This window comes from Rhizobium sp. WSM1328, assembly GCF_057653715.1.
Window position 1 is genome coordinate 1,765,926 of the sequence record NZ_CM172788.1, and the last position, 26,409, is coordinate 1,792,334.

Consider the following 26,409-nt stretch of genomic DNA (forward strand, 5'->3'; position numbering starts at 1 on the left):
CGTGACTCTTTCCGGCGATACCGCTGCGGGCCGGCTGGCGATCATCGCCGGCGGCGGCCTTCTGCCTTCCTATGTAGCCGAAGCTGCGCGCGCGGCGGGCGAAAATCCCGTCATCGTCGCGCTGAAGGACGAAAGCGACCGGCGCTGGGAAGGGTATGACCATGCCGTCATCGGCGTCGGCGATTTTGCAGCTCTCGAGGGCCTCTTGAACCGCTACGGCATCGGCCGTGTCGTCATGTCCGGCAGCGTGCGGCGCCGGCCGGAATGGCGCGAGGTGCGCCCGACGCTGCGCACTCTGATGAAGATGCCGGCCGTGATCCGCACCTTGCTGTCCGGTGGCGACGATACGGTGCTGCAGATGGTGATCCGGCTGATCGAGGGAAACGGCCGCCGGGTCGTCGGCGCTCATGAGATCGCTCCCGACCTTCTTGCCTACGTCGGTCCGCTTGGCGCTGCAGCGCCTGGCGAGGAAGACCGGCGCGATATCAGGCGCGCAGCCGATGCCGCTGAGATGCTGGGCCGGCTCGATGTCGGTCAGGGCGCCGTCGCCATCGGCGGGCGTATCGTCGCGCTGGAGGGTCTTGAGGGCACGGACGAGATGCTGGAGCGTGTCGCGGGTCTCAGAGCCGCCGGGCGCATCTCGCCGCGCCGCCGTGGCGCACTCGTCAAACTCTGCAAGCCGCAACAGGATATCCGCGCCGACTTGCCGGCGATCGGCGTTTCCACGGTTCTGAACGCGAGGAAAGCCGGCCTTGCCGGCGTCGCCGTCGAGGCCGGCCGCTCGCTGGTGCTCGATCGCGCCGCCGTCATCAAAGCCGCCGATGAGGCTGGGCTCTTCGTCTGTGGCATCGATCGCGGCCTGCCGGCATGGGGGCTTGAATGAACGGGGCGTCGCTGAAGATCGCCGTCATTGCCGGCGAGGTGTCGGGGGATCTGCTCGGTGCCGATCTCATCGCCGCCCTGAAGCGGGTTCATAGCGGACCGGTGGAGCTCGTCGGTGTCGGCGGCGAGGGGCTGCAGGCGGAAGGCTTGCGATCCCTGTTCGATTTCTCCGAGCTGTCGATCATGGGTATCACCCAGGTGCTGAGCCGGCTGCCAAAGCTCTATACGCTGATCCGCCAGACGACGGCTGCCATCATCGCCGCAAGGCCGGATATTCTTCTGATCATCGACAGCCCGGATTTCACCCATCGCGTCGCAAAGCGTGTCCGCATCGCTCTGCCGGATCTGCCGGTTGTCAATTATGTTTGTCCAAGCGTCTGGGCCTGGAAGGAATATCGCGCCACGCGCATGCTCGCCTATGTCGATCATGTGCTCGCCGTCCTGCCCTTCGAGCCGGCAACAATGCGTGCGCTCGGCGGGCCTGAGACCACCTATGTCGGCCATCGCCTGACCGCCGATCCGGCGCTGCTCGAAGTGCGGCAGCAGCGCGCCATGCGCGCACCCGTCGAGGGAGCCGGCAAGGCGATCCTGATGCTTCCTGGATCAAGATCCTCCGAAATCGCCAAACTGCTTCCGTTCTTCGAGGATGCGGCCAAAGAACTTGTCGCCCGCAACGGCCCGATGCGATTCCTGCTGCCGACCGTGCCGCACAACGAAGCGCTGGTGAAAGGGCTCGTCGCCGGCTGGGCCACGCCGCCGGAGGTGGCGGTCGGGCCGGCGCAGAAGTGGAAGGCCCTTGCCGAGGCGGATGCGGCGATGGCAGCTTCCGGCACGGTGATCCTCGAACTCGCCCTTGCCGGCGTGCCGACGGTGTCCGTTTACAAGACGGATTGGATTATCCGCCTGCTCGCCCGGCGCATCAAGGTATGGACGGGCGCATTGCCCAATATCATCGCCGATTATGCCGTCGTGCCGGAATATCTGAACGAGATCGTCCGCGGCGCCAGCCTGGCGCGCTGGATGGAGCGGCTGTCGGCCGACACGTTCCAATTGAAGGCGATGAACGAGGGTTATGATCTCGTCTGGCAACGCATGCAGACCGAAAAGCCGCCCGGCGAACACGCTGCCGAGATCCTTCTCGACGTGCTGAAAAAGAAAAAACCCGGTCGTTTCTGACCGGGTTTTCTTTTGGGTTCTTTCTGAAGCGATCAGCGCTTCGAAACCGGAATGTAGTCGCGCTTCGGTTCGCCGACATAAAGCTGGCGCGGACGGCCGATGCGCTGTTCCGGATCCTCGATCATCTCGTTCCACTGCGCGATCCAGCCGACGGTGCGGGCGAGCGCGAAGAGCACGGTGAACATGGTCGTGGGGAAGCCCAGCGCCTTCAGCGTGATGCCGGAATAGAAGTCGATGTTCGGATAGAGCTTCTTCTCGATGAAATATTCGTCGGTGAGCGCGATGCGCTCCAGCTCCATCGCCACTTCGAGCAACGGATCGTCCTTGATGCCGAGTTCGCCGAGCACTTCATGCGTCGTCTTCTGCATGATCTTGGCGCGCGGATCGTAGTTCTTGTAGACCCGGTGACCGAAGCCCATCAGGCGGAACGGATCATTCTTGTCCTTGGCGCGGGCGACATATTCCGGAATGCGGTCGACCGTGCCGATTTCCGTCAGCATGTTGAGGGCTGCTTCGTTAGCACCGCCGTGAGCGGGCCCCCAGAGGCAAGCAATGCCGGCGGCGATGCAGGCGAACGGGTTGGCACCCGATGAACCGGCGAGACGGACGGTCGAGGTCGAGGCGTTCTGCTCATGATCGGCATGCAGGATGAAGATGCGGTCCATGGCGCGGGAAAGCACCGGATTGACCACATATTCCTCGCAGGGCACAGCAAAGCACATGCGCAGGAAGTTCGAGGCATAGTCGAGGTCGTTCTTCGGATAAACGAAGGGTTGGCCGATATGGTATTTGTAGGCCATCGCGGCAAGCGTCGGCATCTTGGCGATCATGCGCAGGCTGGCGACCATGCGCTGGTGCGGATCGGTGATGTCGGTGGAGTCGTGATAGAAGGCCGACAGTGCGCCGACGCAGCCGCACATGACGGCCATCGGATGCGCATCGCGGCGGAAGCCGGTGAAGAAGCGGCTCATCTGCTCGTGTACCATGGTGTGGTGCGTAACGCGGTAATCGAAATCCTTCTTCTGCACGGTGGTCGGCAGTTCGCCGTAAAGCAGGAGATAGCAGACTTCGAGGAAGTCGCCATGCTCGGCGAGCTGCTCGATCGGATAGCCACGATGCAGCAGGACACCTTCGTCGCCGTCGATGTAGGTGATTTTCGATTCACAGGATGCGGTCGAGGTAAAACCCGGATCGTAGGTGAAGGAAGCGGTGTTCTTGTAGAGGGCACCGATATCGATGACGCTCGGGCCGATCGTGCCGCTTTTGACAGCAAGGTCGACAGACTTGTCACCGATTTTTATTGTAGCGCTTTGATCCGTCATGCTGATCCTCCGAAATGGCGGTGGCGCCATAAAAGCGCCATAGGGGTTAAGCGTCCTCACCGATAGCTATATGATCGCGAAGCTAATGCCAAGTTACTGTGATGGCATTTTGTGCAATGCGGTATCACCTTTTAGGCACTGCAGCGATGAGCCACACGCATATCGGAAGCCGATGATTCGACTGGTCTTTTGGGGCTCGCGATTTTGCCTCATATTTCAATCGATTATGCTTGCCGGATTTGATTGGAGGTTGCATTCTGACTGCCTTCGCAGCCGGGCTTGGGCGGTTCATGCAGGAGTTGACGTCAGTCGAATTGCGGCCGGAAACAGGCGAAGGCCTTGCCGCTCCTCCAATTTTTCACCACCAGTCGTGGTGACGCGACCGGCAAGGACGCAGTCGGCAATACCATTGCGCCACCGGCTGCCGGCCGCAGCCTCGCACTTGCTGCGTGCCGGCATGCGCATGCTGGGCGAGGAGACGGACCATGGCCGCCTGCTGCTGTTCTCGCCGGTCTTCCTCGGCGCCGGGTCAGCCATCTGGTTTCTCGCGGCATCGGATTTTCCGCTCACTGCATCGCTGCTCTGCCTGTTGGTGCTGACCGTCGCAGTTCTCATCGCCAGCCGCAACCGGGCGGCATTGCGGGCAGCGCTGCTGGCGCTTTCGCTCGTGGCTTGCGGCATAGTCTCGGCGCAGTTCGAGAGCTGGCGGGCTTCGACCGTGATCCTCGATTCATCAGTGACGACGACGGTGACCGGCCGCGTCGAGCGGCGCGAAGGCGATGGTCGCGGCCGGTGGCGCTACATTCTTGCCGTCACCGGCACTGAAGCGCCTCAGGTCAAGCGGCCGCCGGAACGCATCACCGCCATCGCCCGCGGTGCGGACGCAGCCTTCGAGATCGGCGATATCATCACCGGCAGGGCGCGGCTGACGCCGCCGGCGGGCCCAGCACTTCCCGAGCTCAACGACTTCTCCTTCAGTGCCTATTTCGACGGCATCGGCGCCAACGGCTTCTTCTACGGTGCACCGACGAAGGTCGATGCGCAGGCAGGTCCGCAGGCTGCAAGATCGGCGGTGGAAGCGCTGCTCGAAGGGCTCTACCGGCTGCGCAGCGGCATTGGCGACCGGATAAGGTCGATCCTGCCCGGCGATACCGGCGCTTTTGCCGCCGCACTGGTGACGGACGAGCGGCGCGCCATCTCGGATGCGACGACGGAGGCACTACGCCAGTCCGGTCTGGCTCATATCATCGCCATCTCCGGTCTCAACATGGCGCTGTCGGCCGGCATCTTCTTCGTCGGCTTTCGGATGCTGCTCAGCATCTTTGCCGGTATCGCTGAGGCCTACCCGACGAAGAAGATCGCTGCCGCCGGCGCGCTCATCGCCGTTACTGCCTATTTCCTGATTTCGGGCTTTGCGGTCTCTGCCGAGCGCGCTTTCATCATGATGGCCATCATGTTGATTGCCGTCTTCTTCGACCGGCCGTCGATCAGCCTGCGCAATGTCGCGCTTTCCGCCCTCGTCATCATCCTCATTTCACCGTCCGAGGTCTTAGGTCCGAGCTTCCAGATGTCCTTTGCCGCGACATTGGCGCTGGTCTCGGGTTATCAGTTGTGGAAGGACCGGCGCGTCCGCGAAAACGCCTTTCTGAAGCTACCTATCATCAGGCCCGTCGTTACGGTTGCCGGTTTCTTCGGCGGCGTCTTCCTGACTTCGCTGATCGGCGGTTTTTCCACCGCGCTGTTTTCGATCGAGCATTTTCATCGCCTGACCGCCTACGGCCTGCCGGCAAACCTCGCGACGATGCCGATCATCTCCTTCATCGTCATGCCGGCCGGCTTGCTGGCGATGCTGCTCATGCCTTTCGGTCTGGATGTTTTGCCCTGGAAGGTCGTCGGATTCGGCCTCGATCTGGTGATCGCGGTCGCAAAGACGGTGTCCGGCTGGGATGGCAATATCGACGTCGGCCGCTTGCCCGCCTGGTATTTCGCGGTCGCCGTGGCAGGCTTTCTGCTGCTGACGCTGCTCCGCACCCGGCTGCGCCATATCGGCACATCAATCATCGCGGTCGCAACGCTCATCCTGTTGCTTCTACCGGTTCCCCGGCCGCCGGATCTGGTGATTTCGGAGGATGGCAGTCTCGTCGCGGTGGTCGAAGCGGCAGCAATGGCTTCCAACCGTGAAAGACCACCGGATTTCATCTTCGACCAGTGGCAGAGAGCCCTGGTCCTGCCGAGACATGATCCGCCGAAGATGCTGGATGGTCCTGCTATCCCGCAGGTAGGAGAAGACCGCCGCGTCAAGCTTTCCCGCGATCAGCAGAACGAAGCGAGGACAGCGATGCGGGCGGCCGCAGCGGCCGGTGAAGCAAACCGCTTTTCCTGCGTCAAGAGGGCCTGGTGCGCATCAAGGCTTGGCAATGGTCGTGTGGTTGCTGTCATCGACAATGCCGCCTATCTCGGCCCGGCATGCGACGCGGCCGATATCATCGTGACGTCGGTCCGCCTGCGTTTCAACAGCTGCCGCTCAGGTGCGACGCTCTTCACCGGCGAGACGCTGCGCAGGACCGGATCCATCGAGTTGCGCTTCGCGGACGCCGGCCTGGAGGTGGCAACCGCATTTGACGCATTGTCGCGACCATGGATGCGCCATCGCGCCTTTGACTGGCGCAGCAACAGCTTTACCGAATCCGGCCTAACCGATGTCAGTGATAGCGGCGAATGAGGCCGACGAGTTTGCCCTGCACCTTAACACGGTCTGGTCCGAAAATCCGGGTCTCGTAAGCCGGGTTGGCCGCTTCCAGTGCGATCGAGGCGCCCTTGCGGCGGAAGCGCTTGAGTGTCGCTTCTTCGTCATCGACGAGTGCAACAACAATGTCGCCAGGACTTGCGGTGCTGCCATTGCGGATGATCACGGTGTCGCCGTCGAAGATGCCGGCGTCGATCATCGAATCGCCCTTGACCTCCAGGGCATAATGTTCACCGGAACCGAGCATGTCGGCCGGAACGGCGATGTCGTGGGTGTTGTTCTGGATCGCCGAGATCGGCACACCGGCGGCGATTCTGCCCATGACCGGCACGGAAACCGAGTTGCCGTTGTCGGCGACGGGTTTTGCGGGAGCAGGGGCGGCGACCGGCTGAGGTTTGCCCAGGCTGCCTTCGATGACGCTCGGCGAAAAGCCGCGCCGCGGCTGGATGCTGGGGCTGTAGGCCTCCGGAAGCTTGATGACCTCGAGCGCACGGGCGCGGTTCGGTAGGCGGCGAATGAAGCCTCTCTCCTCGAGCGCCGTAATCAGGCGATGAATCCCGGACTTCGAGGCGAGGTCCAGAGCATCCTTCATTTCGTCGAAAGATGGCGGAACGCCGGATTCCTTCATGCGCTCATGAATGAAAAGGAGAAGCTCCTGTTGTTTGCGCGTGAGCATCGACGTTGTGACCTCGTGATTGAAACAAATCCAGAACAGACACTATATGTTCCATATGTGTTCCGCAAGTAGCTAAATTTCCGTAAAACTTGGCGCCAACTCGTTGAGATTTTTATTTTCATTCGCCGGATTGGCACAGAAGTCTTGCGTTGAGGGAAGCGCTGTCGCACATCTCTTGCCGTGTCAGGGAGGGATATCATGAACGAGCACTCCGCCAAACCGCACCCGCTGGATCATGTCGTGCTGCCGGTCGTCAATATCGATCTGGCGCGCGAGAGGCTCGGCAAGCTCGGCTTCACCGTTGCCCCCGATGCGCGCCATCCCTTCGGAACGGAGAATGCCTGCGTCTTCTTTGCTGACAAGACCTATCTGGAGCCGCTCGGGATTGCGAGCGTCGAGGAGAGCGAGGCGTCGGCGCGCCAAGGCAATGTCTTCACCGCCCGCAATCAGGCTTTCCGCTTCCGCTGCGGCGCGGAGGGGCTTTCGGGGCTGGCTTTTGGCAGCAAGGATGCCGGCATCGATCATCAGAATTTCGTCGGTAACGGATCGAGCGCCGGCGAGATGCTGCAGTTCACCCGGCCGATGACGATGCCGGACGGTTCTGAGACGATTGCCGGCTTCAAGCTGGCTTTTGCCGGCGATCTGCGCGCGCCTGATCTCCTGCTATTTACCGTCGAGCGCGTCAATCCGCTGCCGGCCGACCGCGCCGTGCTGGAGACGCATGCCAATGGCGTCACCGGCATAGTCGAGATAGCGCTTTGCGCGCCTGATGCTGCCGCCTTCGCTGCCTTCGTCAGCCTCGCCGTGGTGCAATCGGCAGTCGAGAAAACCGGTTTCGGCGTCAATATCCCGGCGTCGAATGCCAAAATCAGCCTGATGACGGCGGAAGGGTTGGAGGCCTATTTCGACATCGTCGGCTCATCCGCAGATCGTGGCCTGCGCGGCCGGGCAATCCTCTTCGCTGTCGCCGATCTTGCCGTGACAGAAGCGCATTTGGCTGCTAACGGGGTGACATACGCGCGCAAGAACAATCGCATTCTGGTGAAGCCCGCGCCCGGGCAGGGCACGCTCTTCGCCTTCGAGGAAACACGATGAGCACTGATACGAATTCCGAAGTCAGGATCGGCGAAGGCCAAGGCCAGGTCAGCTTTTCCAATACCGGCCGCCTGTCGCTGATTGCCGGTCCCTGCCAGATGGAGAGCCGCGACCACGCCTTCATGGTCGCCGGCACGCTGAAGGAGCTTTGCGGCAAGCTCGGCATCGGCCTCGTTTACAAGAGCTCCTTCGACAAGGCGAACCGCACCTCGCTGTCGGCCGAACGCGGTATCGGGATTGAAAAAGGCATGGAGGTCTTTGCCGACCTCAAAAAGGAGTTCGGCTTTCCCGTCCTGACCGACGTTCATACCGCCGAGCAATGCGCGGAGGTGGCAAAGGTCGTCGACGTCCTGCAGATCCCGGCCTTCCTCTGCCGCCAGACCGACCTTCTCATCGCCGCCGCCAAGACCGGCCGCGTCGTCAATGTCAAGAAGGGCCAGTTCCTCGCTCCCTGGGATATGAAGAATGTTCTGAAGAAGCTCAACGCCAGCGGCAATCCGAACGTGCTGCTTTGCGAGCGCGGCGCCTCCTTTGGTTACAATACGCTGGTTTCCGACATGCGCTCGCTGCCGATCATGGCGGCGATGGGTGCGCCCGTTGTCTTCGATGCGACCCATTCCGTAGCGCAGCCGGGCGGGCAGGGCGATTCCTCCGGCGGTCAGCGGGAATTCGTAGAAACCCTGGCGCGGGCAGCAGTGGCTGCCGGTATTGCCGGCGTCTTCGTCGAAACCCATCAGGACCCCGACAATGCCCCTTCCGACGGCCCGAACATGGTCTATCTCAAGGACATGCCGCGGCTTCTCGAAAAGCTGCTCGCCTTCGATGCGGTCGCCAAGGCTTGACGTTCAACAGTCTGACATGATCGTGCTATAGGCCACATCCGAACGCTGGTCCGAAGGCTATTGCAGCATTGTAATTTGCACGCCTTCGACTAAGACAGGTTTCGAACCATTTATCACCCACCGAGCAGGAAGAACCCATGACTGCAATCACCGATATCATCGCCCGCGAGATTCTCGATAGCCGTGGCAACCCCACCGTCGAAGTCGATGTCTATCTCGAAGATGGCAGCATGGGCCGCGCGGCCGTTCCCTCGGGCGCCTCGACGGGCGCGCATGAGGCGGTCGAACTGCGTGACGGCGGCAAGCGCTACCTGGGCAAGGGCGTCGAAAAGGCGGTCGAAGCCGCCAACACCGAGATCTTCGACGCGATCGGCGGCATCGACGCCGAAAACCAGATCCAGATCGACAACATCATGATCGAGCTGGACGGCACGCCGAACAAGTCGCGTCTCGGCGCCAACGCCATCCTTGGCGTGTCGCTCGCCGTCGCCAAGGCTGCCGCCCAGGCGTCCGGCCTGCCGCTCTACCGCTATGTCGGCGGTGCTTCCGCCAGCCTGCTGCCAGTGCCGATGATGAACATCATCAATGGTGGTGCCCATGCCGACAACCCGATCGATTTCCAGGAATTCATGATCCTGCCGGTCGGCGCCGATTCGATCGCCGAAGCCGTGCGCATGGGTTCGGAAGTCTTCCATACGCTGCGCAAGGAACTTGCCGCACAGGGCCATAACACCAATGTCGGCGATGAAGGCGGTTTCGCACCGGGCCTGAAGAGCGCGCCGGAAGCTCTCGACTTCATCATGAAGTCGATCGAGAAAGCCGGCTACAAGCCGGGCGACGACATGTGCCTCGGCCTCGACTGCGCCTCGACGGAATTCTTCAAGGACGGCAAATACGTTCTCGAAGGGGAAGGCCGCACGCTGGAATCGGGCGCCATGGCCGAATATCTGGCCGAACTCGCCGCCAAGTATCCGATCATCTCGATCGAGGACGGCATGGCCGAAGACGACTGGGATGGCTGGAAGACGCTGACCGACCTAGCCGGCAAGAAGACCCAGCTCGTCGGCGATGATCTCTTCGTCACCAACTCCGCCCGTCTTCGCGACGGTATCCGCATGGGCGTCGCCAACTCGATCCTCGTCAAGGTCAACCAGATCGGCACGCTGACGGAGACGCTTGATGCCGTCAACACGGCGCACAAGGCGGCCTATACCGCCGTCATGTCCCACCGCTCCGGCGAGACCGAAGATTCGACCATCGCCGATCTCGCGGTCGCCACCAACTGCGGTCAGATCAAGACCGGCTCGCTGTCGCGCTCCGACCGTCTTGCCAAGTACAATCAGCTGATCCGTATCGAAGAGGGCCTCGGCCCGCAGGCCCAGTATGCCGGCCGCTCGATCGTTCGCGGCTGATCGGATCTGATTTTCAACGGCTTGACCCGCGCCTTCCCGGCGCGGGTTTTTTGTTGCCCGTTTTTTAGAGTCAACGAACGGTTAATCTCTGCACGTTAGATTGAACGAATTGGTAATGCGTTCAAGAGCATGCGTGTATGTGGACAAAGCATCATAAGAAGAGAAAGATCGGTCGCTTCGTCATTCCGGCCATGACGGTCGCCTTCCTCTCCTATTTCGGTTATCATTGCATCCATGGCGATTACGGCCTGCGCGCAACGGAGACGTTCGAGCATCAGCGTGTCGCGCGTGAAAAAGAGCTTGCGATCTTGAAGGCGAAGCGCGAACATCTGGAAAATCAGGTCGCGCTCTTGAGTGACGGGTCGCTCGATAAGGATATGTTGGACGAAAAAGCGCGTTATCAGCTCAACATGTCGCGCGCCGACGAGATCGTCGTATTCAATCATTATTCCAATTAACCGGAAACAGGTTAATTGGAATTTTCAATGTTTTTCCAATAATTTAGCACCGAATACGAGCCATGCAATTATGGCATTGCTGTGCTCATATTTCTTCCCTATGGTACGCGCCACCAAGAAACGACAAACCCATAGGGAGGGTTGAATGGCGCCGCGAAAGACCGCGACCGTTTCCAGCCGCAAAACTGCAGCAAAACCGGCAGCCAAAGCATCGAATGGAGGCCCGGTAGCCGACTTCGATCGCAATGAAGAGCTGAAGGCCTATCGCGAGATGCTGCTGATCCGCCGCTTCGAGGAGAAGGCCGGCCAGCTTTACGGCATGGGGTTCATCGGCGGCTTTTGTCACCTCTACATCGGTCAGGAAGCTGTCGTCGTCGGCATGCAGATGGCGCAGAAGGATGGCGACCAGGTCATCACCGCCTATCGCGACCACGGTCATATGCTGGCAACCGGCATGGAAGCGCGTGGCGTCATGGCGGAACTGACCGGGCGCCGCAGCGGCTATTCCCACGGCAAGGGCGGCTCGATGCACATGTTCTCGAAAGAGAAGCATTTCTACGGCGGTCACGGCATCGTCGGTGCCCAGGTCTCGCTCGGAACGGGTCTTGCCTTCGCAAACCGCTACCGCGGCAATGACAATGTCTCCATCGCCTATTTCGGCGACGGCGCTGCCAACCAGGGCCAGGTCTACGAGAGCTTCAACATGGCTGCTCTCTGGAAGCTGCCGATCGTCTACATCGTCGAGAACAACCGTTACGCCATGGGCACCTCGACTGCCCGCGCCACCGCGCAGTCGAATTACTCGCTTCGCGGATCCGGTTTCGGCATCCCCGGCATTCAGGTCGATGGCATGGACGTCCGCGCCGTCAAGGCGGCCGCCGACGAGGCGCTCGAGCATTGCCGTTCCGGCAAGGGTCCGATCATTCTCGAAATGCTGACCTATCGTTATCGCGGTCACTCGATGTCCGACCCGGCGAAGTATCGCTCCAAGGACGAAGTGCAGAAGATGCGCTCCGAGCATGACCCGATCGAACAGGTCAAGGCACGCCTCGTCGAAAAGGGCTGGGCTTCCGAAGACGATCTGAAGGCGATCGACAAGGATGTTCGCGACATCGTCGCCGATAGCGCCGATTTCGCCCAGGCCGATCCGGAGCCGGATGCATCCGAGCTCTATACCGACATTCTGCTCTAATCGGGGAGGGAACCCATGCCTATCGATATCCTCATGCCCGCCCTCTCTCCGACCATGGAAGAAGGCACACTGTCCAAATGGCTGAAGCAGGAAGGTGACAAGGTCACCTCCGGCGACGTGATTGCCGAAATCGAAACCGACAAGGCGACGATGGAAGTCGAAGCCGTTGACGAAGGCGTCATCGGCAAGCTTCTGGTTCCTGCCGGAACCGAAGGCGTCAAGGTGAACGCCAAGATCGCCGTTCTCCTGCAGGACGGTGAATCCGCATCCGACATGTCTGCGTCCGCTCCGGCAGCAGCGCCGGCTGCTGCACCGCAGGCCGCGCAGGAGGAAAAGCCGGCTGCCGCAACTCCGGCATCCGCACCCGTTCCCGCCGAGCCGAAAGCCCAGGTGCAGAACGATCCGGAAATCCCGGCCGGCACCGAAATGGTGTCGACGACCGTGCGCGAAGCGCTTCGTGACGCCATGGCCGAGGAAATGCGCACCGACGAAAACGTCTTCGTCATGGGCGAGGAAGTCGCCGAATATCAGGGCGCCTACAAGGTCACGCAGGGCCTGCTGCAGGAATTCGGCCCCCGCCGCGTCGTCGATACGCCGATCACCGAGCATGGCTTTGCCGGCGTCGGCGTCGGTGCAGCCATGGCCGGCCTTCGCCCGATCGTCGAGTTCATGACCTTCAACTTCGCCATGCAGGCGATCGACCAGATCATCAACTCCGCTGCCAAGACGCTTTATATGTCCGGCGGCCAGATGGGCGCTCCGATCGTCTTCCGCGGCCCGAATGGTGCAGCGGCCCGTGTCGGCGCCCAGCACAGCCAGGATTATGCAGCCTGGTACAGCGCCATTCCCGGCCTGAAGGTCGTCATGCCCTACACGGCATCTGATGCCAAGGGCCTGCTGAAGGCTGCGATCCGCGATCCGAACCCGGTCATCTTCCTCGAAAACGAAATTCTCTACGGCCAGCACTTCGATGTGCCGAAGCTCGATAATTTCGTTCTGCCGATCGGCAAGGCCCGCATCCATCGTCCCGGCAAGGACGTCACCGTGGTCTCCTTCGGCATCGGCATGACCTATGCGATCAAGGCTGTCGCCGAACTCGAAAAGCTCGGCATCGATGTCGAACTGATCGACCTTCGCACTATCCGCCCGATGGACCTGCCGGCTGTTATCGAATCGGTGAAGAAAACCGGACGTCTCGTCACCGTCGAGGAAGGCTATCCGCAGTCCTCCGTCGGCACCGAAATCGCCACCCGCGTCATGCAGCAGGCCTTCGACTATCTCGATGCGCCGATCCTGACGATCGCAGGCAAGGACGTTCCGATGCCTTACGCCGCCAATCTCGAAAAGCTCGCCCTTCCGAACGTCGGCGAAGTGGTCGATGCGGTGAAGGCTGTTTGCTACAAATAAGGGGAGGGTGTTTCGATGCCGATCAATATCACGATGCCCGCCCTCTCTCCGACCATGGAGGAAGGCAACCTTTCCAAATGGCTGGTCAAGGAAGGCGACAAGGTCAAGTCTGGCGATGTGATCGCCGAGATCGAGACCGACAAGGCGACGATGGAAGTCGAAGCCGTCGATGAAGGCACGGTCGCCAAGCTCGTCGTTGCCGCCGGCACCGAAGGCGTCAAGGTCAATGCGCTGATTGCGGTTCTCGCCGCCGATGGCGAGGATGTCTCCGCTGCCGCAAGCAGTGCGGGTTCCGCTGCTCCGGCACCGAAAGCTGACGGTGCAGCCGCGCCGAAGGCCGAAGCTGCACCGGCTCCGGCCCAGTCTACTCCGGCTGCGGCACCTGTAGCCGCCGCTGCACCCGCATCGGTGTCATCTGATGGCAGCCGCGCCTTCTCTTCGCCGCTTGCCCGCAGGCTGGCCAAGGAAGCCGGTATCGACCTTTCGGCAGTCGCAGGCTCCGGCCCGCACGGCCGCGTCGTCAAGAGCGACATCGAAGCCGCCCTTGCCGGCGGCGGCGCCAAGGCCGCAGCCCCCGCCGCTGCTGCTTCCGCTCCGCAAGCCTCCGCAGCTCCGGCTCCGGCCGCCGCTGCCCCGAAGGGCGCTTCCGAAGAAGCCGTGCTCAAGCTCTTCGAACCGGGCTCCTACGAGCTCGTGCCGCATGACGGCATGCGCAAGACGATCGCCAGGCGCCTGGTCGAATCCAAGCAGACGATCCCGCATTTCTACGTCAGCGTCGATTGCGAACTCGATGCGCTTCTGGCGCTGCGTGCCCAGCTGAACGATGCGGCTCCGCGCAAGGATAACGCTCCGGCCTACAAGCTCTCGGTCAACGACATGGTCATCAAGGCCATGGCGCTGTCGCTGCGCGACGTTCCGGATGCGAACGTCTCCTGGACCGACAACAACATGATCAAGCACAAGCATGCCGATGTCGGCGTTGCTGTCTCGATCCCCGGCGGCCTGATCACGCCGATCATCCGCAAGGCCGAGGAAAAGACCCTGTCGACGATCTCCAACGAGATGCGCGATCTCGGCAAGCGGGCCAAGGACCGCAAGCTGAAGCCTGAGGAATATCAGGGCGGCACCAGTTCGGTCTCGAACATGGGCATGATGGGCGTGAAGAACTTCGCAGCCGTGGTCAACCCGCCGCATGCGACGATCCTCGCGGTCGGCGCCGGCGAACAGCGGGTCGTCGTCAAGAAGGGCGAGATGGCGATTGCGACCGTGATGTCCGTCACGCTCTCGACGGACCATCGCTGCGTCGATGGCGCGCTCGGCGCCGAGCTGCTCCAGGCCTTCAAGGGCTACATCGAAAACCCGATGGGCATGCTTGTCTGATAGCGTCGCGGAGGCGGAAATGACCAAGACCGTTCTTTGCTATGGTGACTCGCTGACCTGGGGTTATGACGCCGAGACGATCGGCCGTCATGATTACAAGAATCGCTGGCCGAGCGTGCTTCAGGCAGCGCTCGGCAGTGAGGCCCGCGTCATTGCCGAAGGCCTGAACGGTCGCACCACCGCTTTCGACGACCACCTCGCCGATTGTGACCGCAACGGTGCGCGCATCTTGCCGACGATCCTGCAGACGCATGCGCCGCTCGACCTCGTCGTCCTTCTGCTCGGCACCAATGACATGAAGCCGGTCGTGGCAGGCTCGGCCTTTGCCGCATGCCAGGGCATCAGCCGGCTCGTGCGGCTGATCCGCAATCATGCCTGGCCCTTCGAATTCGATGGGCCGGAGATCCTGATCGTGGCGCCACCGGCGATCCGCGCGACGGGCAATGTGCCCTTCGCCGCGTCGTTTCCCGGCGGCATCGAGGAATCGGCAAAACTTGCAACGCTTTATCGTGATCTTGCCGACGAACTCGGTTGTGGCTTCTTCGACGGCAATTCTGTCGCCAAGACCACACCGATCGATGGCATTCACCTCGATGCGGAGAATACGCGTGCGCTCGGTCGCGGGCTGGAATCGATCGTGCGGATGATGCTGGGGATCTGACCATGACCTCCTTCATCGCCCTCCGGCAGGCCTCACGGCGGGATGCCTCGGAGCTGGCGATTCTGGCGGATATCGCATCGCGCGGTTTTGCCTCCTGGCTCTGGGTTGCCGGTGTGGAAAACGGCGTGAGCGACACGCCGCTGGAGCGGGGCCGGCTGAAGATGAGCGAGGAGGAAGCTGTCGGCAGCTGGCGGGATGCCGTCATTGCAGAGGCCTATGGCGAGGTCGCTGGTGTGGCGATCGGCCATGCGCTGGGTGAGGGGATAGGCGATATCGAGGCGACGATTCCGGCGACCGCACCGATGCTCGCCTTGCAGAAAACGGTGGTCGGAAGCTGGTTCATCGGCAGTCTCGGCGTCTATCGCCACCTGCGCGGCATCGGCATCGGACGCAGGCTGCTGGACGATCAGATCGAAAGGGCCGATCGGCGGCCCGTCAGTCTCATTACCGCAAGTGATAACGAAGCGGCTTTGTCGCTTTATGGAAGAAACGGATTCCTGGAGGCTGCGCGCGCCGATGCCGTGCCGCTCTTCGAAAACAGCAAAAGACATGCGTGGGTGCTCATGACCCGCAGCGCAGCGTAACAAAGGCAGGAAACACATGGCTGAATCCTACGACGTCATCATCATCGGCTCGGGTCCCGGCGGCTATGTCGCCGCCATCCGCGCCAGCCAGCTCGGCCTGAAGACCGCGATCGTCGAGCGCGAGCATATGGGCGGCATCTGCCTGAACTGGGGCTGCATTCCGACCAAGGCGCTGTTGCGCTCGGCCGAGGTGCTCGATCACGCCAATCACTTCAAGGATTTCGGCCTCGTTCTCGAAGGCACGGTCAAGCCGGATGCCAAGGCCGTCGTCGGCCGCTCGCGGGCCGTCTCCGCCCGCCTGAATGCTGGCGTCGGCTTCCTGATGAAGAAGAACAAGATCGACATCATCTGGGGCGAGGCAAAGATCACGAAGCCGGGAGAGGTCGTCGTCGGCAAGTCGTCGAAGGCCGTCGTCGAGCCGCAGCATCCGCTGCCGAAGAACGTCAAGAGCGGCGAGGGCACCTATACCGCCAAGCACATCATCATCGCCACCGGTGCCCGTCCGCGCGCGCTGCCCGGCATCGAGCCGGATGGCAAGCTGATCTGGACCTATTTTGAGGCGCTGAAGCCGGATGTTCTGCCGAAGTCGCTGATCGTCATGGGCTCGGGAGCTATCGGCATCGAATTCGCCAGCTTCTACCGCTCGATGGGCGTCGACGTCACCGTCGTCGAAGTCATGCCGACCATCATGCCTGTCGAGGATGCCGAGATCACGGCGATCGCCCGCAAGCAGCTTGAAAAGCGCGGCCTCAAGATCTTCACCAGCGCCAAGGTCTCGAAGGTCGACAAGGCCGCCAACAGCGTTACCGCCCATGTCGAGACGGCCGATGGCAAGGTGCAGCAGATCACCGCCGACCGACTGATTTCGGCCGTCGGTGTTCAGGGCAATATCGAAAACCTCGGTCTCGAGGCGCTCGGCGTCAAGACCGACCGCGGCTGCGTCGTCATCGACGGTTACGGCAAGACCAATATCGCCGGCATCTATGCGATCGGCGATGTCGCCGGCCCGCCGATGCTGGCGCACAAGGCAGAGCATGAAGGCGTCGTCTGCGTCGAAAAGATCGCCGGCCTGCCGAACGTTCATCCGACCGACAAGGGCAAGGTCCCGGGCTGCACCTATTGCAATCCGCAGGTCGCCTCCGTTGGCATCACCGAGCCCAAAGCCAAAGAACAGGGCCGCGACATCCGCGTCGGCCGCTTCTCGTTCGCAGCGAACGGCAAGGCGATCGCGCTTGGCGAAGACCAGGGCATGGTGAAGGTGATCTTCGACAAGAAGACCGGTGAGCTGCTCGGCGCCCACATGGTCGGCGCCGAAGTCACCGAGCTCATTCAGGGCTTCGTCGTCGCGATGAACCTCGAAACGACCGAGGAAGAGCTGATGCACACGATCTTCCCGCATCCGACCGTGTCGGAATCGATGAAGGAAGCGGTGCTCGATGCCTACGGCCGTGTCCTGAACGCTTGATAATTTCCAAGGCTGCCCTTTATGTCGGGGTGGCAACGCCATCCCCAAGGGGTGGCAAAGCCATCCCACCGGGGTGGAAAAAACGAAAGGAAATCATCATGTCTATGGAGACGCAGGCGTTGCTGGTATTTTTGCTGATCGGCCTGGTCGCAGGCTTCCTCGCAAGCCTGGTCGTCGGTGGCGGCGGGTTGATAAGATGCCTGCTGAGCGGCATTATCGGCGCCTTCGTCGGCGGTTATCTGTTCAGCGCGCTCGGCATTTCGCTGGGCATTGAAAACGCGCTGGTGGTGCAGATCATCCACGCCACCGTCGGCGCCATCATCGTGGTTCTGATCGCCAGGGCGGTGGCTTGAGGCGTAACTGAGGGCCAACTTGAGGGTAGGGGCAGGCATGGAAAGCGTCGGTTGGATTTCGGCAATCATCATCGGTGGACTTGCGGGCTGGCTCGCCGGCAAGCTGATGGAAGCGCGATACGGGATTTTTCTGAACATTGTGCTCGGCATCGTCGGTTCGGTCGTCGCAAGCGCCGTCCTTGCGCAGTTCCATGTCGAGGTGGTCGGCGGACGGCTCGGTTACTTCGTGACGGGTTTCCTTGGCGCCTGCCTGTTGATATTCCTTGCGCGGCTGGTGCGGCGCTAGATCCGAATGAGATTTGCCGCATAGGGGCGATAGAAAGCTGAAACTGCAATGGTGACGATCCTCGATACGATCAATCCCGACGCCAAGCGCGTGCGGCATCCGGAGAAGGCGCATCGGCCTGATACGGAAGTCATGCGCAAGCCGGACTGGATTCGCGTCAAGGCGCCGACCTCCAAGGGTTATGCCGAGACGCGCGCGATCGTGAAGGAGCACAAGCTCGTCACCGTCTGCGAGGAGGCCGGCTGCCCGAATATCGGCGAGTGCTGGGACAAGAAGCACGCGACGTTCATGATCATGGGCGAGATCTGTACCCGCGCCTGCGCCTTCTGCAACGTCGCCACCGGCAAGCCGAATGCGCTCGACATGGCCGAGCCGGAGAATGTCGCCAAGGCGGTCAAGGAGATGGGCCTATCCCACGTCGTTATCACCTCGGTCGACCGTGACGACCTGGAGGACGGCGGCGCCGAACACTTCGAAAAGGTGATCTGGGCAATCCGTGCGGCCTCGCCGATGACGACGATCGAGATCCTGACGCCCGACTTCCTGAAGAAGCCGGGTGCGCTGGAACGCGTCGTCGCCGCCAAGCCCGACGTCTTCAACCACAATATGGAAACGGTGCCTGGCAACTATCTGACGGTTCGCCCTGGCGCCCGCTACTTCCATTCCGTCCGCCTGCTGCAGCGGGTGAAGGAACTCGACCCCACCATGTTCACCAAATCGGGCATCATGGTCGGTCTTGGCGAAGAGCGAAACGAAGTCCTCCAGCTGATGGACGATCTGCGCACAGCCGATGTCGACTTCCTGACGATCGGCCAGTACCTGCAGCCGACACGCAAGCACCACAAGGTCGAAAGCTTCGTCACGCCCGACGAGTTCAAGTCTTATGAGACCGTCGCCTACAGCAAGGGCTTCCTGATGGTCGCCTCCAGCCCGCTGACCCGCTCTTCCCACCATGCCGGCGACGATTTTGCCCGGCTGAGAGCGGCGCGCGAAAAGAAGCTGCTGATCGCCGCCGAGTAAGCGCCGGCACTTGCTTTTTGATTGAACCGCGGCGATTTTCGCCGCGGTTTTTCTTTGGGCGGCCGACGATGAACATCACCTTCGGATTGAAATCGGCGTTGGCCGAAGCCGACCGTATCCTGGTGATCGGTTGCCCCGGCAGCGGCAAAAGCACGCTGGCAAAGCGGCTGTCGCGCGCGCTCGACCTTGACTACATCTCCATGGACCGCGACTTCTACTGGCTACCAGGCTGGAGAAAGAGGCCGCGCAACGAGATCGACAGCCTGATCGCCAAGGCGGTGGCGGAAGAACGCTGGATCATGGATGGAACCGGCCTCAGCTCCTTCCATCTTCGCCTGCCGCGCGCAGACGCCGTCATTTGGCTTCGGCTGCCCAGATATGCATGCCTGTACGGCGCGGTCTCGAGAACATACCGTTATTTTGGGCGCAACCGTCCCGAACTGCAACGCCTCTCGTTGGACGCGCTCGCCTATATCTGGAATTTCGAGCGCGATGCCGCACCTCTGATCGAGGTAGCACTTCAGGATCACGGGCTTGCAAATTCCACCGTCATCATAAAATCGCGCAAAGCAGCTAACCGGTTCGCCGCTCTTAGCGCTTGAGTCGCGCCGGCGAAACGCACGTCTGGCTCGAGGGAGTTGCATGATGGATCAGAGAGTAGACTTGCCGCCGCGTCAGCAGATCACCGATCTCGAACAGGCTTCGGAGCATATTCGCACAGCCCGCCGCATCCTCGTCATGGGTTGCTCGGGCGGCGGCAAATCCACGCTATCGCTGAAGATTGCCAAGCGCTTCGGGCTTTCCTACATTTCGCTCGATCGCGACGTATTTTGGCTTCCCGGCTGGGTGGTGCGCGACAGGGTCGAGCAGAGAAATATCATCACCAGTCGGATCCTCGAAGAACGTTGGATCATGGACGGCACGAATCCGTCTTCCTTGGACATTCGGTTGCCGCGCACCGATCTCGTCGTCTGGGTCCGCATGCCGCGGCTTCTCTGTATCTGGGGTGCAATCAGCCGGTGGGCGAAATGGATCGGCCGCACTCGCCCCGAAATGGCGCCGGGCTGTATCGAGAAGATCGATTTGGAATTCCTCCGCTTCATCTGGACTTTCGAGGAAAAATTCGCGCCGCGTCTCGTCGCGGGCATCGCCGAGCACGGCCCCGAAGTGCCGGTTCTTCAGCTAAAATCCCGCCGCCAGATGCGCGAGCTTCTTGATCTTCTCGGCCGGCCCGATTAATTGCCGCTTATGCCGCAATTCGAAACGCACCGTCCCGTCCCGCACACGCCCGAGCAGATGTTCGATCTCGTCGCCGATGTCGAGCGCTATCCGGAATTCCTGCCGCTCTGCGAAGCGCTCGCCATCAGGAGCCGCAAGGAGCGCGACGGCAAGATCCTGCTCGTCGCCGACATGACGGTCGGCTACAAGGCGATCCGCGAGACCTTCACGACACAGGTGCTGCTCAACCGGGCCGAACACGTCATCGAGGTCAAATATATCGATGGCCCGTTCAAATATCTCGACAATCGCTGGCACTTTGCCGAGACGCCATATGGCGGCTGCACCGTCGATTTCTTCATCGATTACGAGTTCAAGAGCCGCATCCTGGGCGCGCTGATGGGCTCGATGTTCGACCGCGCCTTCCGCATGTTCACCGAAGCCTTCGAGACGCGCGCAAACAGGATCTACACGCCGGTTTGATGAGCGAACCCGCGTCAGGCAGCAAGGAGCGAGCGCACCATTTCCAGCGCCGTCCTGATCGTCGCCAGCCGAACCTCGCTGCGGCCGATATCGCCATAGAGCATTTTGCGATGGATGAGCGTGCCGTCGCGCGATTTGGCGGCGAGATGCACGAGGCCGACCGGCTTTTCCGCCGATCCGCCGCCGGGGCCGGCAATGCCTGTGACGGCAACGGCGATCTCGGCGCGTGAGCGGAAGAGGGCGCCATGCACCATCTGCCGCGCCGTTTCCTCGGAGACCGCCCCGAAGCGCAGCAGGGTTTCCGCCTGCACGCCGAGCATCTCGATCTTCGCGGTATTCGTATAGGTGACGAAGCCGCGGTCGACGACGGCTGACGAACCCGAAATCTCCGTCAGCGCTCCGGCGATCAGCCCGCCGGTGCATGATTCGGCGGTCGAGACCATCAATCCTGCGGCCGTAAAGTCATGGATGATCGTCTCCGCCGCTGAAAGGATATCGTCGGGAAAAACACTCATCATTTCCTCCCGCGATAGACGACGGTCGCCGTCGCAATCGCCGCGATGCCTTCGCGCCGGCCGACGAAGCCGATCGTCTCGTTGGTCGTCGCCTTGACCGAGCAACGCTCGATGTCAATGCCGAGATAGTCCGATAGTTTCGCCCGCATGGCGTCGCGATGCGGGCCGACCTTCGGCGCCTCGGCGATCAGCGAGACGTCGGCATTCATGATCGTGCCGCCGCGCTCGCGCACGATCCGGGCAGCATGCTCGATGAAGATCCGCGAAGCTGCCCCCTTCCATTGCGGATCGGACGGTGGGAAATGATCGCCGATATCGCCGGCGCCGCACGTGGCAAGCAGCGCGTCCGTCAGCGCATGCAGCGCGACGTCGGCATCGGAGTGTCCTTTGAGCTTCTGGTCATGCGGAATGAACACGCCGCAGAGTGTCACGCCATCGCCGACTACGAGCTGGTGCACGTCGTAGCCGTTGCCGGTGCGCACGTCCGGAAGCAGCGGAGCCGACAGCTTGTCGTCGGCCATGGCGATATCGTTCTTGACCGTCAGCTTGACGTTGTCGGCCGTGCCCTCGACGATCGTCACCGGAATGCCCAGCCATTCGGCGATCGAGGCATCGTCGGTGAAATCGCTTCGCCCGCTTGAAGCCGCCTTCTCATGAGCCTCGAGGATCGTTTCGAAGGCGAAGGATTGCGGCGTCTGCGCAGCGTAAAGATGCTCGCGTGAAACCGTCGTCAGCACCGTGCCTGTGTTGTCGGCGCGTTTCAGCGTATCGGTGACCGGGATCGCCGGCAGGACCGCCTGCGCGCCGGCATTAAGGCTCTCGGCAATGCGGTCCAGGAGATCATGGTCGAAGAACGGCCGAACGGCATCGTGGATCAGCACATGGCTGATTTGCTTGTCCTTGAGGTATCTGAGGCCGGCAAGCACGGATTGCTGCCTAGTCGCACCCCCATGCACCGTTTCGATCGGTGTTGCCGAGATGATGTGGCGGAAGGCTCTCGCAAACAGCGCCTCGTCATCGGGATGGATGACGACGACGATCTCAGTTGCCGCTTCCCATGTCATGAAGTTTTCAAGCGTATGCACGATAACCGGCTTGCCGCCGATCATGCGATACTGCTTGGGGCCTTCCTTGGATGATCCTGCGCGCTCGCCGCGGCCGGCGGCCACGATGACAATTCCAGCCGATATCGGTTGCTTAGAAGGCATTTGCAGCATAAATCCCCTAAATTATGCGGAATTGACCCGAGTGCTCTAACGTCTTGCTTTGGCCTTTTCCAGCATCTGCCCGAAAAATATCAATTCCCGTCCCAGCCCCCTTGGCAAGCCAGGGAATAGTGGCTAAAAATAATGCAGTTCTATTGTGTGCCCGAAAGATAATCATTTGATTTCCAAGGACCTCGCAGCGCCTTTCCAAATCGGACCCGTGTCCGTGCGGAACCGCGTTGTACTGGCGCCGATGTCCGGCGTCACGGATATGCCCTTCCGCGAGCTTGCCTGGCGCTTCGGCGCTGGCCTCGTCGTCACCGAGATGGTGGCGAGCCGTGAACTGGTCAACGACACGGCCGAATCCTGGTCGCGGCTTAGCGCTGCGGGCTTCCGGCCGCATATGGTGCAGCTTGCCGGGCGCGAGGCGCACTGGATGGCGGAGGCGGCCAAGATCGCCGCCGATCACGGCGCCGATATCATCGACATCAACATGGGTTGCCCGGCAAAGAAAGTGATCGGCGGTTATTCCGGCTCGGCGCTGATGCGCGATCCCGATCACGCGCTCGGCCTCATCGAGGCGACGGTCAAGGCCGTCGACATTCCGGTGACGCTGAAGATGCGCCTTGGCTGGGATGAGAATTCGATCAACGCGCCTGATATCGCCCGCCGCGCCGAGGCGGCCGGCATCCAGCTTGTGACCATTCATGGGCGCACCCGCATGCAATTCTATGAAGGCCGCGCCGATTGGGATGCGATCCGCGCCGTCCGCGAGGTGATCTCCATTCCGCTGATCGCCAACGGTGATGTCGAAACGGCAAGCGATGCGCAGGAAATATTGCGCCGCTCCGGCGCCGATGCCGTGATGATCGGCAGGGGCTGCCAGGGCAGGCCATGGCATGCCGGCGTCATATCGGGGGCGCCCGCACCGCAATCCCTGAAGATCGCCGATATCGCCGTCGAGCATTACCGGATGATGCTGGATTTCTACGGCGAGGCGGTGGCGATCCGCCATGCCCGCAAGCACCTTGGCTGGTATCTCCAGCGTTTCGCGCCTGATCTGTCAGGCCCTGAAAAGGCTGAGATCATGACCTCGCGCGACCCGCGCGAGGTGGCCGCGCGCCTTTACGATGCATTGGCGGCCAGTGTTGTCGACAGCCGGGAGGCGGCATGACGAAGGATATGACATCTCCGTCCGATCACGCCGGCGGGACCGTCGCCATGGCCGTGCTGAACGCCATCCAGAACCCCGTCATCATGGTCGACGAATCCGGCTTCGTCGTTTTCGCCAATTGGGAGGCGGAGGCCTTCTTCGGCGCCAGCGCCTCGCATCTGGCGCGTTACCGGATTTCGACTTTCATTCCTTTCGGCAGCCCGCTGCTTGCCCTGATCGACCAGGTGCGCGAGCGCAAGGCGCCGGTCAACGAATATCGCGTCGACCTGAGTTCGCCCCGCCTCGGCCAGGACAAGCTCGTCGATCTCTACGTCGCCCCGGTGCTCAGCGAGCCCGGCGCCGTCGTCATCGTCTTTCAGGAACGCTCGATGGCCGACAAGATCGACCGGCAGCTGACGCATCGCGCCGCCGCCCGCTCGGTGACCGGTCTTGCCTCGATGCTGGCGCACGAGATCAAAAACCCGCTCTCCGGCATCCGCGGCGCCGCCCAGCTGCTCGAACAATCTGCGGACGACGACGATCGGGCGCTGACCCGGCTGATCTGCGACGAGACCGATCGCATCGTTTCGCTGGTCGACCGGATGGAAGTCTTTTCCGACGAACGCCCTGTCGACCGCATGCCGGTCAATATCCATTCGGTGCTCGATCATGTGAAGGCGGTCGCCAAGGCGGGTTTTGCCCGCAACATTCGGGTCACCGAGAGTTACGATCCGTCGCTGCCGGCCGTCTATGCCAATCGCGACCAGCTCGTCCAGGTCTTCCTCAATCTGGTGAAAAACGCCGCCGAAGCGGTCGGCGATCGGCCGGACGGCGAAATCATGCTGACGACGGCCTATCGCCCCGGCATCCGTCTTTCGGTCGCCGGCACGCGCGAAAAGATCTCGCTGCCGCTGGAATTCTGCGTCCACGATAACGGCCCGGGCGTTCCCCTCGATCTGTTGCCGCATCTCTTCGATCCCTTCATCACCACCAAGCCGAACGGCAGCGGCCTCGGCCTGGCGCTGGTCGCCAAGATCATCGGCGATCACGGCGGCATCATCGAATGCGACAGCCAGAACAGCCGCACGACATTCCGCGTTCTCATGCCGGCGTCGAAGGACGCCTCGCTTGAAGACGCCTCTATAGCAAGCTCGACAGGACCTTCTCGATGACAGCCACGATCCTCGTTGCAGATGATGATGCGGCCATCCGGACCGTGCTCAACCAGGCTTTGAGCCGCGCCGGTTATGACGTTCGCATCACCTCCAACGCCGCTACCCTCTGGCGCTGGATTTCGGCAGGCGAGGGCGATCTGGTCGTCACCGATGTGGTGATGCCCGACGAAAACGCCTTCGATCTGCTGCCGCGCATCAAGAAGGCGCGGCCCGACCTGCCGGTCCTCGTCATGAGCGCCCAGAACACCTTCATGACTGCCATCAAGGCCTCGGAGAAGGGCGCCTACGACTATCTGCCGAAGCCCTTCGATCTCACCGAGCTGATCGGCATCATCGGCCGGGCGCTCTCCGAGCCGAAGCGCAAGCCCGCCAAACTCGAGGACGACATGCAGGACGGCATGCCGCTCGTCGGCCGCTCGGCGGCGATGCAGGAAATCTATCGCGTGCTCGCCCGACTGATGCAGACGGACCTGACGCTGATGATCACCGGCGAATCCGGCACCGGCAAGGAGCTCGTCGCCCGCGCGCTGCATGATTACGGCAAGCGCCGCAACGGCCCGTTCGTCGCAATCAACATGGCGGCGATCCCGCGTGACCTGATCGAATCCGAACTCTTCGGCCATGAGAAGGGCGCCTTCACCGGCGCCCAGACGCGCTCGACCGGCCGCTTCGAGCAGGCCGAAGGCGGCACGCTCTTCCTCGACGAGATCGGCGATATGCCGATGGACGCCCAGACGCGGCTCTTACGCGTCCTGCAGCAGGGTGAATACACCACCGTCGGCGGCCGCACGCCGATCCGCACCGATGTGCGCATCGTTGCCGCCACCAACAAGGACCTGAAGCAGGCGATCAACCAGGGCCTCTTCCGCGAGGATCTGTACTACCGCCTCAATGTCGTGCCGCTGCGCCTGCCGCCGCTGCGCGACCGCGCCGAGGACATTCCCGATCTGGTGCGCCATTTCATCCAGCAGGCGGAAAAGGAAGGTCTCGGCTCAAAGCGCTTCGATCAGGAAGCGCTCGAACTGATGAAGGCTTATGCCTGGCCGGGCAACGTTCGCGAGCTGGAAAACCTCATCCGCCGTCTGATGGCGCTTTACCCGCAGGATGTGATCACCCGCGAGATCATCGACGCGGAACTTCGCTCCGACGTGCCCGACAGCCCGATCGACAAGGGGCCGATGCGCAGCGGCTCGATGACGATCGCGCAAGCCGTGGAAGAGAACATGCGCAGCTATTTCGCAGGCTTCGGGGACAATCTGCCGCCGCCCGGCCTCTATGACCGTGTGCTGACCGAAATGGAATACCCGCTGATCCTCGCCGCCCTGACGGCGACGCGCGGCAACCAGATCAAGGCGGCCGATCTTCTCGGTCTCAACCGCAACACCTTGCGCAAGAAGATCAGGGAACTTGGCGTCTCGGTCTACAGGAGTTCCCGCACCGCCTGAGCTCGCTCGGGGCGATGAAAAGAAGGCGGCGGGCCCTCATGTTGCCCACCGCCCACCCCTCCCGGCGTCCGCCGCCACGGTCGGGAGGAGAGGTGAGCCTATCTGAGCGAGGCCACGGTTTATATCCAAGCCGACAAACAAAGATGCGGTGTCATTCGACAGTCACATAAGCATTAGTGAAGATTGTTTTGCCGACAGGCAAATGTCATTGAAGTTGCTGCGATCATCGTCGCCGTGCCTGTGGATAAGCTGTGGATA

General features: G+C 61.8%; 25 protein-coding genes and 1 pseudogene. 22 read left to right on the top strand and 4 right to left on the bottom strand.

Annotation, left to right across the window (positions count from 1 at the left end; translation table 11 throughout):
• Window position 1: 1 nt before the first annotated feature.
• The gene (locus AC2444_RS09125; protein ID WP_003559080.1) at window positions 2-883 is read left to right on the top strand and encodes an LpxI family protein; all 882 of its coding nucleotides are present in this window, start codon (window positions 2-4) and stop codon (window positions 881-883) included.
• Window positions 880-2,058, top strand: coding sequence for a lipid-A-disaccharide synthase (lpxB, locus tag AC2444_RS09130; RefSeq protein ID WP_012757319.1), 1,179 nt, complete (start codon window positions 880-882; stop codon window positions 2,056-2,058). The genes AC2444_RS09125 and lpxB overlap by 4 nt, the downstream gene beginning before the upstream one ends.
• A 32-nt stretch (window positions 2,059-2,090) precedes the next feature.
• On the opposite strand, the gene gltA is transcribed toward lpxB, so the two are convergent.
• Window positions 2,091-3,380: a citrate synthase gene (gltA, locus tag AC2444_RS09135; RefSeq protein ID WP_012757320.1), complete on the bottom strand. Its 1,290-nt coding sequence runs from the start codon at window positions 3,378-3,380 to the stop codon at window positions 2,091-2,093.
• A 290-nt stretch (window positions 3,381-3,670) separates the two neighbouring features.
• On the opposite strand from gltA, the pseudogene AC2444_RS09140 reads away from it, so the two are divergent.
• A pseudogene (locus AC2444_RS09140) lies at window positions 3,671-6,102 on the top strand (ComEC/Rec2 family competence protein).
• Here AC2444_RS09140 and lexA read toward each other — a convergent pair.
• The gene (gene lexA / locus AC2444_RS09145; protein ID WP_012757322.1) at window positions 6,083-6,802 is read right to left on the bottom strand and encodes a transcriptional repressor LexA; all 720 of its coding nucleotides are present in this window, start codon (window positions 6,800-6,802) and stop codon (window positions 6,083-6,085) included. The pseudogene AC2444_RS09140 and the gene lexA sit on opposite strands and share 20 nt — an antisense overlap.
• Window positions 6,803-7,000: 198 nt before the next feature.
• On the opposite strand from lexA, the gene AC2444_RS09150 reads away from it, so the two are divergent.
• The 16 genes from AC2444_RS09150 to AC2444_RS09225 all read left to right on the top strand — a co-directional run bounded on the left by AC2444_RS09150 (window position 7,001) and on the right by AC2444_RS09225 (window position 20,658).
• Entirely contained in the window at window positions 7,001-7,897 is an 897-nt protein-coding gene (locus AC2444_RS09150; RefSeq protein ID WP_012757323.1) for a VOC family protein, read from the top strand.
• Window positions 7,894-8,739, top strand: a complete 846-nt coding sequence (kdsA, locus tag AC2444_RS09155) for a 3-deoxy-8-phosphooctulonate synthase (protein WP_012757324.1) — start codon at window positions 7,894-7,896, stop codon at window positions 8,737-8,739. The genes AC2444_RS09150 and kdsA overlap by 4 nt, the downstream gene beginning before the upstream one ends.
• Before the next feature lie 137 nt (window positions 8,740-8,876).
• Window positions 8,877-10,151 (top strand): phosphopyruvate hydratase, encoded by a 1,275-nt coding sequence (gene eno / locus AC2444_RS09160; RefSeq protein ID WP_012757325.1) that lies wholly within the window; start codon window positions 8,877-8,879, stop codon window positions 10,149-10,151.
• Window positions 10,152-10,288: 137 nt separating this feature from the next.
• Window positions 10,289-10,609, top strand: coding sequence for an FtsB family cell division protein (locus AC2444_RS09165; protein ID WP_012757326.1), 321 nt, complete (start codon window positions 10,289-10,291; stop codon window positions 10,607-10,609).
• A 145-nt stretch (window positions 10,610-10,754) separates the two neighbouring features.
• Window positions 10,755-11,801 carry a pyruvate dehydrogenase (acetyl-transferring) E1 component subunit alpha gene (gene pdhA, locus AC2444_RS09170; protein ID WP_012757327.1) on the top strand — a complete coding sequence of 349 codons (1,047 nt, stop codon included), beginning with the start codon at window positions 10,755-10,757 and terminating at the stop codon, window positions 11,799-11,801.
• A 15-nt stretch (window positions 11,802-11,816) separates the two neighbouring features.
• Window positions 11,817-13,208, top strand: coding sequence for a pyruvate dehydrogenase complex E1 component subunit beta (locus AC2444_RS09175; protein WP_012757328.1), 1,392 nt, complete (start codon window positions 11,817-11,819; stop codon window positions 13,206-13,208).
• A gap of 15 nt (window positions 13,209-13,223) precedes the next feature.
• Window positions 13,224-14,588, top strand: coding sequence for a pyruvate dehydrogenase complex dihydrolipoamide acetyltransferase (locus AC2444_RS09180; protein WP_012757329.1), 1,365 nt, complete (start codon window positions 13,224-13,226; stop codon window positions 14,586-14,588).
• A gap of 19 nt (window positions 14,589-14,607) precedes the next feature.
• Window positions 14,608-15,249 carry an SGNH/GDSL hydrolase family protein gene (locus AC2444_RS09185; protein ID WP_012757330.1) on the top strand — a complete coding sequence of 214 codons (642 nt, stop codon included), beginning with the start codon at window positions 14,608-14,610 and terminating at the stop codon, window positions 15,247-15,249.
• A 2-nt stretch (window positions 15,250-15,251) separates the two neighbouring features.
• Window positions 15,252-15,833, top strand: coding sequence for a GNAT family N-acetyltransferase (locus AC2444_RS09190; RefSeq protein ID WP_012757331.1), 582 nt, complete (start codon window positions 15,252-15,254; stop codon window positions 15,831-15,833).
• A gap of 16 nt (window positions 15,834-15,849) precedes the next feature.
• Window positions 15,850-17,298, top strand: coding sequence for a dihydrolipoyl dehydrogenase (gene lpdA, locus AC2444_RS09195; RefSeq protein ID WP_012757332.1), 1,449 nt, complete (start codon window positions 15,850-15,852; stop codon window positions 17,296-17,298).
• A gap of 98 nt (window positions 17,299-17,396) precedes the next feature.
• A complete protein-coding gene (locus AC2444_RS09200) occupies window positions 17,397-17,651 on the top strand; it encodes a GlsB/YeaQ/YmgE family stress response membrane protein (RefSeq protein ID WP_003539329.1) in 255 nt (84 codons plus the stop codon).
• 37 nt (window positions 17,652-17,688) lie between these two features.
• Window positions 17,689-17,937, top strand: a complete 249-nt coding sequence (locus AC2444_RS09205; protein WP_012757333.1) for a GlsB/YeaQ/YmgE family stress response membrane protein — start codon at window positions 17,689-17,691, stop codon at window positions 17,935-17,937.
• A gap of 48 nt (window positions 17,938-17,985) precedes the next feature.
• Entirely contained in the window at window positions 17,986-18,957 is a 972-nt protein-coding gene (lipA, locus tag AC2444_RS09210; RefSeq protein WP_012757334.1) for a lipoyl synthase, read from the top strand.
• Between the two features lie 68 nt (window positions 18,958-19,025).
• Window positions 19,026-19,559 (top strand): AAA family ATPase, encoded by a 534-nt coding sequence (locus AC2444_RS09215; protein WP_012757335.1) that lies wholly within the window; start codon window positions 19,026-19,028, stop codon window positions 19,557-19,559.
• Window positions 19,560-19,599: 40 nt separating this feature from the next.
• The gene (locus tag AC2444_RS09220; protein ID WP_012757336.1) at window positions 19,600-20,196 is read left to right on the top strand and encodes a P-loop NTPase family protein; all 597 of its coding nucleotides are present in this window, start codon (window positions 19,600-19,602) and stop codon (window positions 20,194-20,196) included.
• Window positions 20,197-20,205: 9 nt separating this feature from the next.
• Window positions 20,206-20,658 (top strand): type II toxin-antitoxin system RatA family toxin, encoded by a 453-nt coding sequence (locus AC2444_RS09225; RefSeq protein ID WP_012757337.1) that lies wholly within the window; start codon window positions 20,206-20,208, stop codon window positions 20,656-20,658.
• A 14-nt stretch (window positions 20,659-20,672) separates the two neighbouring features.
• Here AC2444_RS09225 and AC2444_RS09230 read toward each other — a convergent pair whose 3' ends face one another.
• The gene (locus AC2444_RS09230; RefSeq protein ID WP_029873171.1) at window positions 20,673-21,176 is read right to left on the bottom strand and encodes a CinA family protein; all 504 of its coding nucleotides are present in this window, start codon (window positions 21,174-21,176) and stop codon (window positions 20,673-20,675) included.
• On the bottom strand, window positions 21,173-22,390 hold the full coding sequence (locus AC2444_RS09235; protein ID WP_012757339.1) for a bifunctional 2-C-methyl-D-erythritol 4-phosphate cytidylyltransferase/2-C-methyl-D-erythritol 2,4-cyclodiphosphate synthase: 1,218 nt from the start codon (window positions 22,388-22,390) through the stop codon (window positions 21,173-21,175). Before AC2444_RS09235 ends, AC2444_RS09230 begins: the two co-directional genes overlap by 4 nt.
• A gap of 145 nt (window positions 22,391-22,535) precedes the next feature.
• Here AC2444_RS09235 and dusB point away from each other — a divergent pair, with 145 nt between their 5' ends.
• Genes dusB through ntrC form a run of 3 tightly spaced genes read left to right on the top strand, consistent with a single transcriptional unit; the run spans window position 22,536 to window position 26,151 of the window.
• A complete protein-coding gene (gene dusB / locus AC2444_RS09240; RefSeq protein WP_012757340.1) occupies window positions 22,536-23,552 on the top strand; it encodes a tRNA dihydrouridine synthase DusB in 1,017 nt (338 codons plus the stop codon).
• Entirely contained in the window at window positions 23,549-24,703 is a 1,155-nt protein-coding gene (locus tag AC2444_RS09245; RefSeq protein ID WP_012757341.1) for a two-component system sensor histidine kinase NtrB, read from the top strand. Before dusB ends, AC2444_RS09245 begins: the two co-directional genes overlap by 4 nt.
• A complete protein-coding gene (ntrC, locus tag AC2444_RS09250; RefSeq protein ID WP_012757342.1) occupies window positions 24,700-26,151 on the top strand; it encodes a nitrogen regulation protein NR(I) in 1,452 nt (483 codons plus the stop codon). The genes AC2444_RS09245 and ntrC overlap by 4 nt, the downstream gene beginning before the upstream one ends.
• Window positions 26,152-26,409 lie beyond the last annotated feature (258 nt).

What these genes read in the sequence shown, in the direction of transcription:
- AC2444_RS09225 (WP_012757337.1), top strand. Translation starts at nt 20,206, where the DNA reads ATGCCGCAATTCGAAACGCACCGTCCCGTCCCGCACACGCCCGAGCAG.
- AC2444_RS09245 (WP_012757341.1), top strand. Translation starts at nt 23,549, where the DNA reads ATGACGAAGGATATGACATCTCCGTCCGATCACGCCGGCGGGACCGTC.
- AC2444_RS09185 (WP_012757330.1), top strand. Translation starts at nt 14,608, where the DNA reads ATGACCAAGACCGTTCTTTGCTATGGTGACTCGCTGACCTGGGGTTAT.
- lpdA (WP_012757332.1), top strand. Translation starts at nt 15,850, where the DNA reads ATGGCTGAATCCTACGACGTCATCATCATCGGCTCGGGTCCCGGCGGC.
- kdsA (WP_012757324.1), top strand. Translation starts at nt 7,894, where the DNA reads ATGAGCACTGATACGAATTCCGAAGTCAGGATCGGCGAAGGCCAAGGC.
- lpxB (WP_012757319.1), top strand. Translation starts at nt 880, where the DNA reads ATGAACGGGGCGTCGCTGAAGATCGCCGTCATTGCCGGCGAGGTGTCG.
- AC2444_RS09165 (WP_012757326.1), top strand. Translation starts at nt 10,289, where the DNA reads ATGTGGACAAAGCATCATAAGAAGAGAAAGATCGGTCGCTTCGTCATT.
- AC2444_RS09180 (WP_012757329.1), top strand. Translation starts at nt 13,224, where the DNA reads ATGCCGATCAATATCACGATGCCCGCCCTCTCTCCGACCATGGAGGAA.
- AC2444_RS09190 (WP_012757331.1), top strand. Translation starts at nt 15,252, where the DNA reads ATGACCTCCTTCATCGCCCTCCGGCAGGCCTCACGGCGGGATGCCTCG.
- lexA (WP_012757322.1), bottom strand. Translation starts at nt 6,802, where the DNA reads ATGCTCACGCGCAAACAACAGGAGCTTCTCCTTTTCATTCATGAGCGC.
- pdhA (WP_012757327.1), top strand. Translation starts at nt 10,755, where the DNA reads ATGGCGCCGCGAAAGACCGCGACCGTTTCCAGCCGCAAAACTGCAGCA.
- AC2444_RS09200 (WP_003539329.1), top strand. Translation starts at nt 17,397, where the DNA reads ATGTCTATGGAGACGCAGGCGTTGCTGGTATTTTTGCTGATCGGCCTG.
- AC2444_RS09215 (WP_012757335.1), top strand. Translation starts at nt 19,026, where the DNA reads ATGAACATCACCTTCGGATTGAAATCGGCGTTGGCCGAAGCCGACCGT.
- AC2444_RS09205 (WP_012757333.1), top strand. Translation starts at nt 17,689, where the DNA reads ATGGAAAGCGTCGGTTGGATTTCGGCAATCATCATCGGTGGACTTGCG.
- AC2444_RS09175 (WP_012757328.1), top strand. Translation starts at nt 11,817, where the DNA reads ATGCCTATCGATATCCTCATGCCCGCCCTCTCTCCGACCATGGAAGAA.
- AC2444_RS09235 (WP_012757339.1), bottom strand. Translation starts at nt 22,390, where the DNA reads ATGCTGCAAATGCCTTCTAAGCAACCGATATCGGCTGGAATTGTCATC.
- eno (WP_012757325.1), top strand. Translation starts at nt 8,877, where the DNA reads ATGACTGCAATCACCGATATCATCGCCCGCGAGATTCTCGATAGCCGT.
- gltA (WP_012757320.1), bottom strand. Translation starts at nt 3,380, where the DNA reads ATGACGGATCAAAGCGCTACAATAAAAATCGGTGACAAGTCTGTCGAC.
- AC2444_RS09230 (WP_029873171.1), bottom strand. Translation starts at nt 21,176, where the DNA reads ATGATGAGTGTTTTTCCCGACGATATCCTTTCAGCGGCGGAGACGATC.
- ntrC (WP_012757342.1), top strand. Translation starts at nt 24,700, where the DNA reads ATGACAGCCACGATCCTCGTTGCAGATGATGATGCGGCCATCCGGACC.
- AC2444_RS09220 (WP_012757336.1), top strand. Translation starts at nt 19,600, where the DNA reads ATGATGGATCAGAGAGTAGACTTGCCGCCGCGTCAGCAGATCACCGAT.
- AC2444_RS09150 (WP_012757323.1), top strand. Translation starts at nt 7,001, where the DNA reads ATGAACGAGCACTCCGCCAAACCGCACCCGCTGGATCATGTCGTGCTG.
- lipA (WP_012757334.1), top strand. Translation starts at nt 17,986, where the DNA reads ATGGTGACGATCCTCGATACGATCAATCCCGACGCCAAGCGCGTGCGG.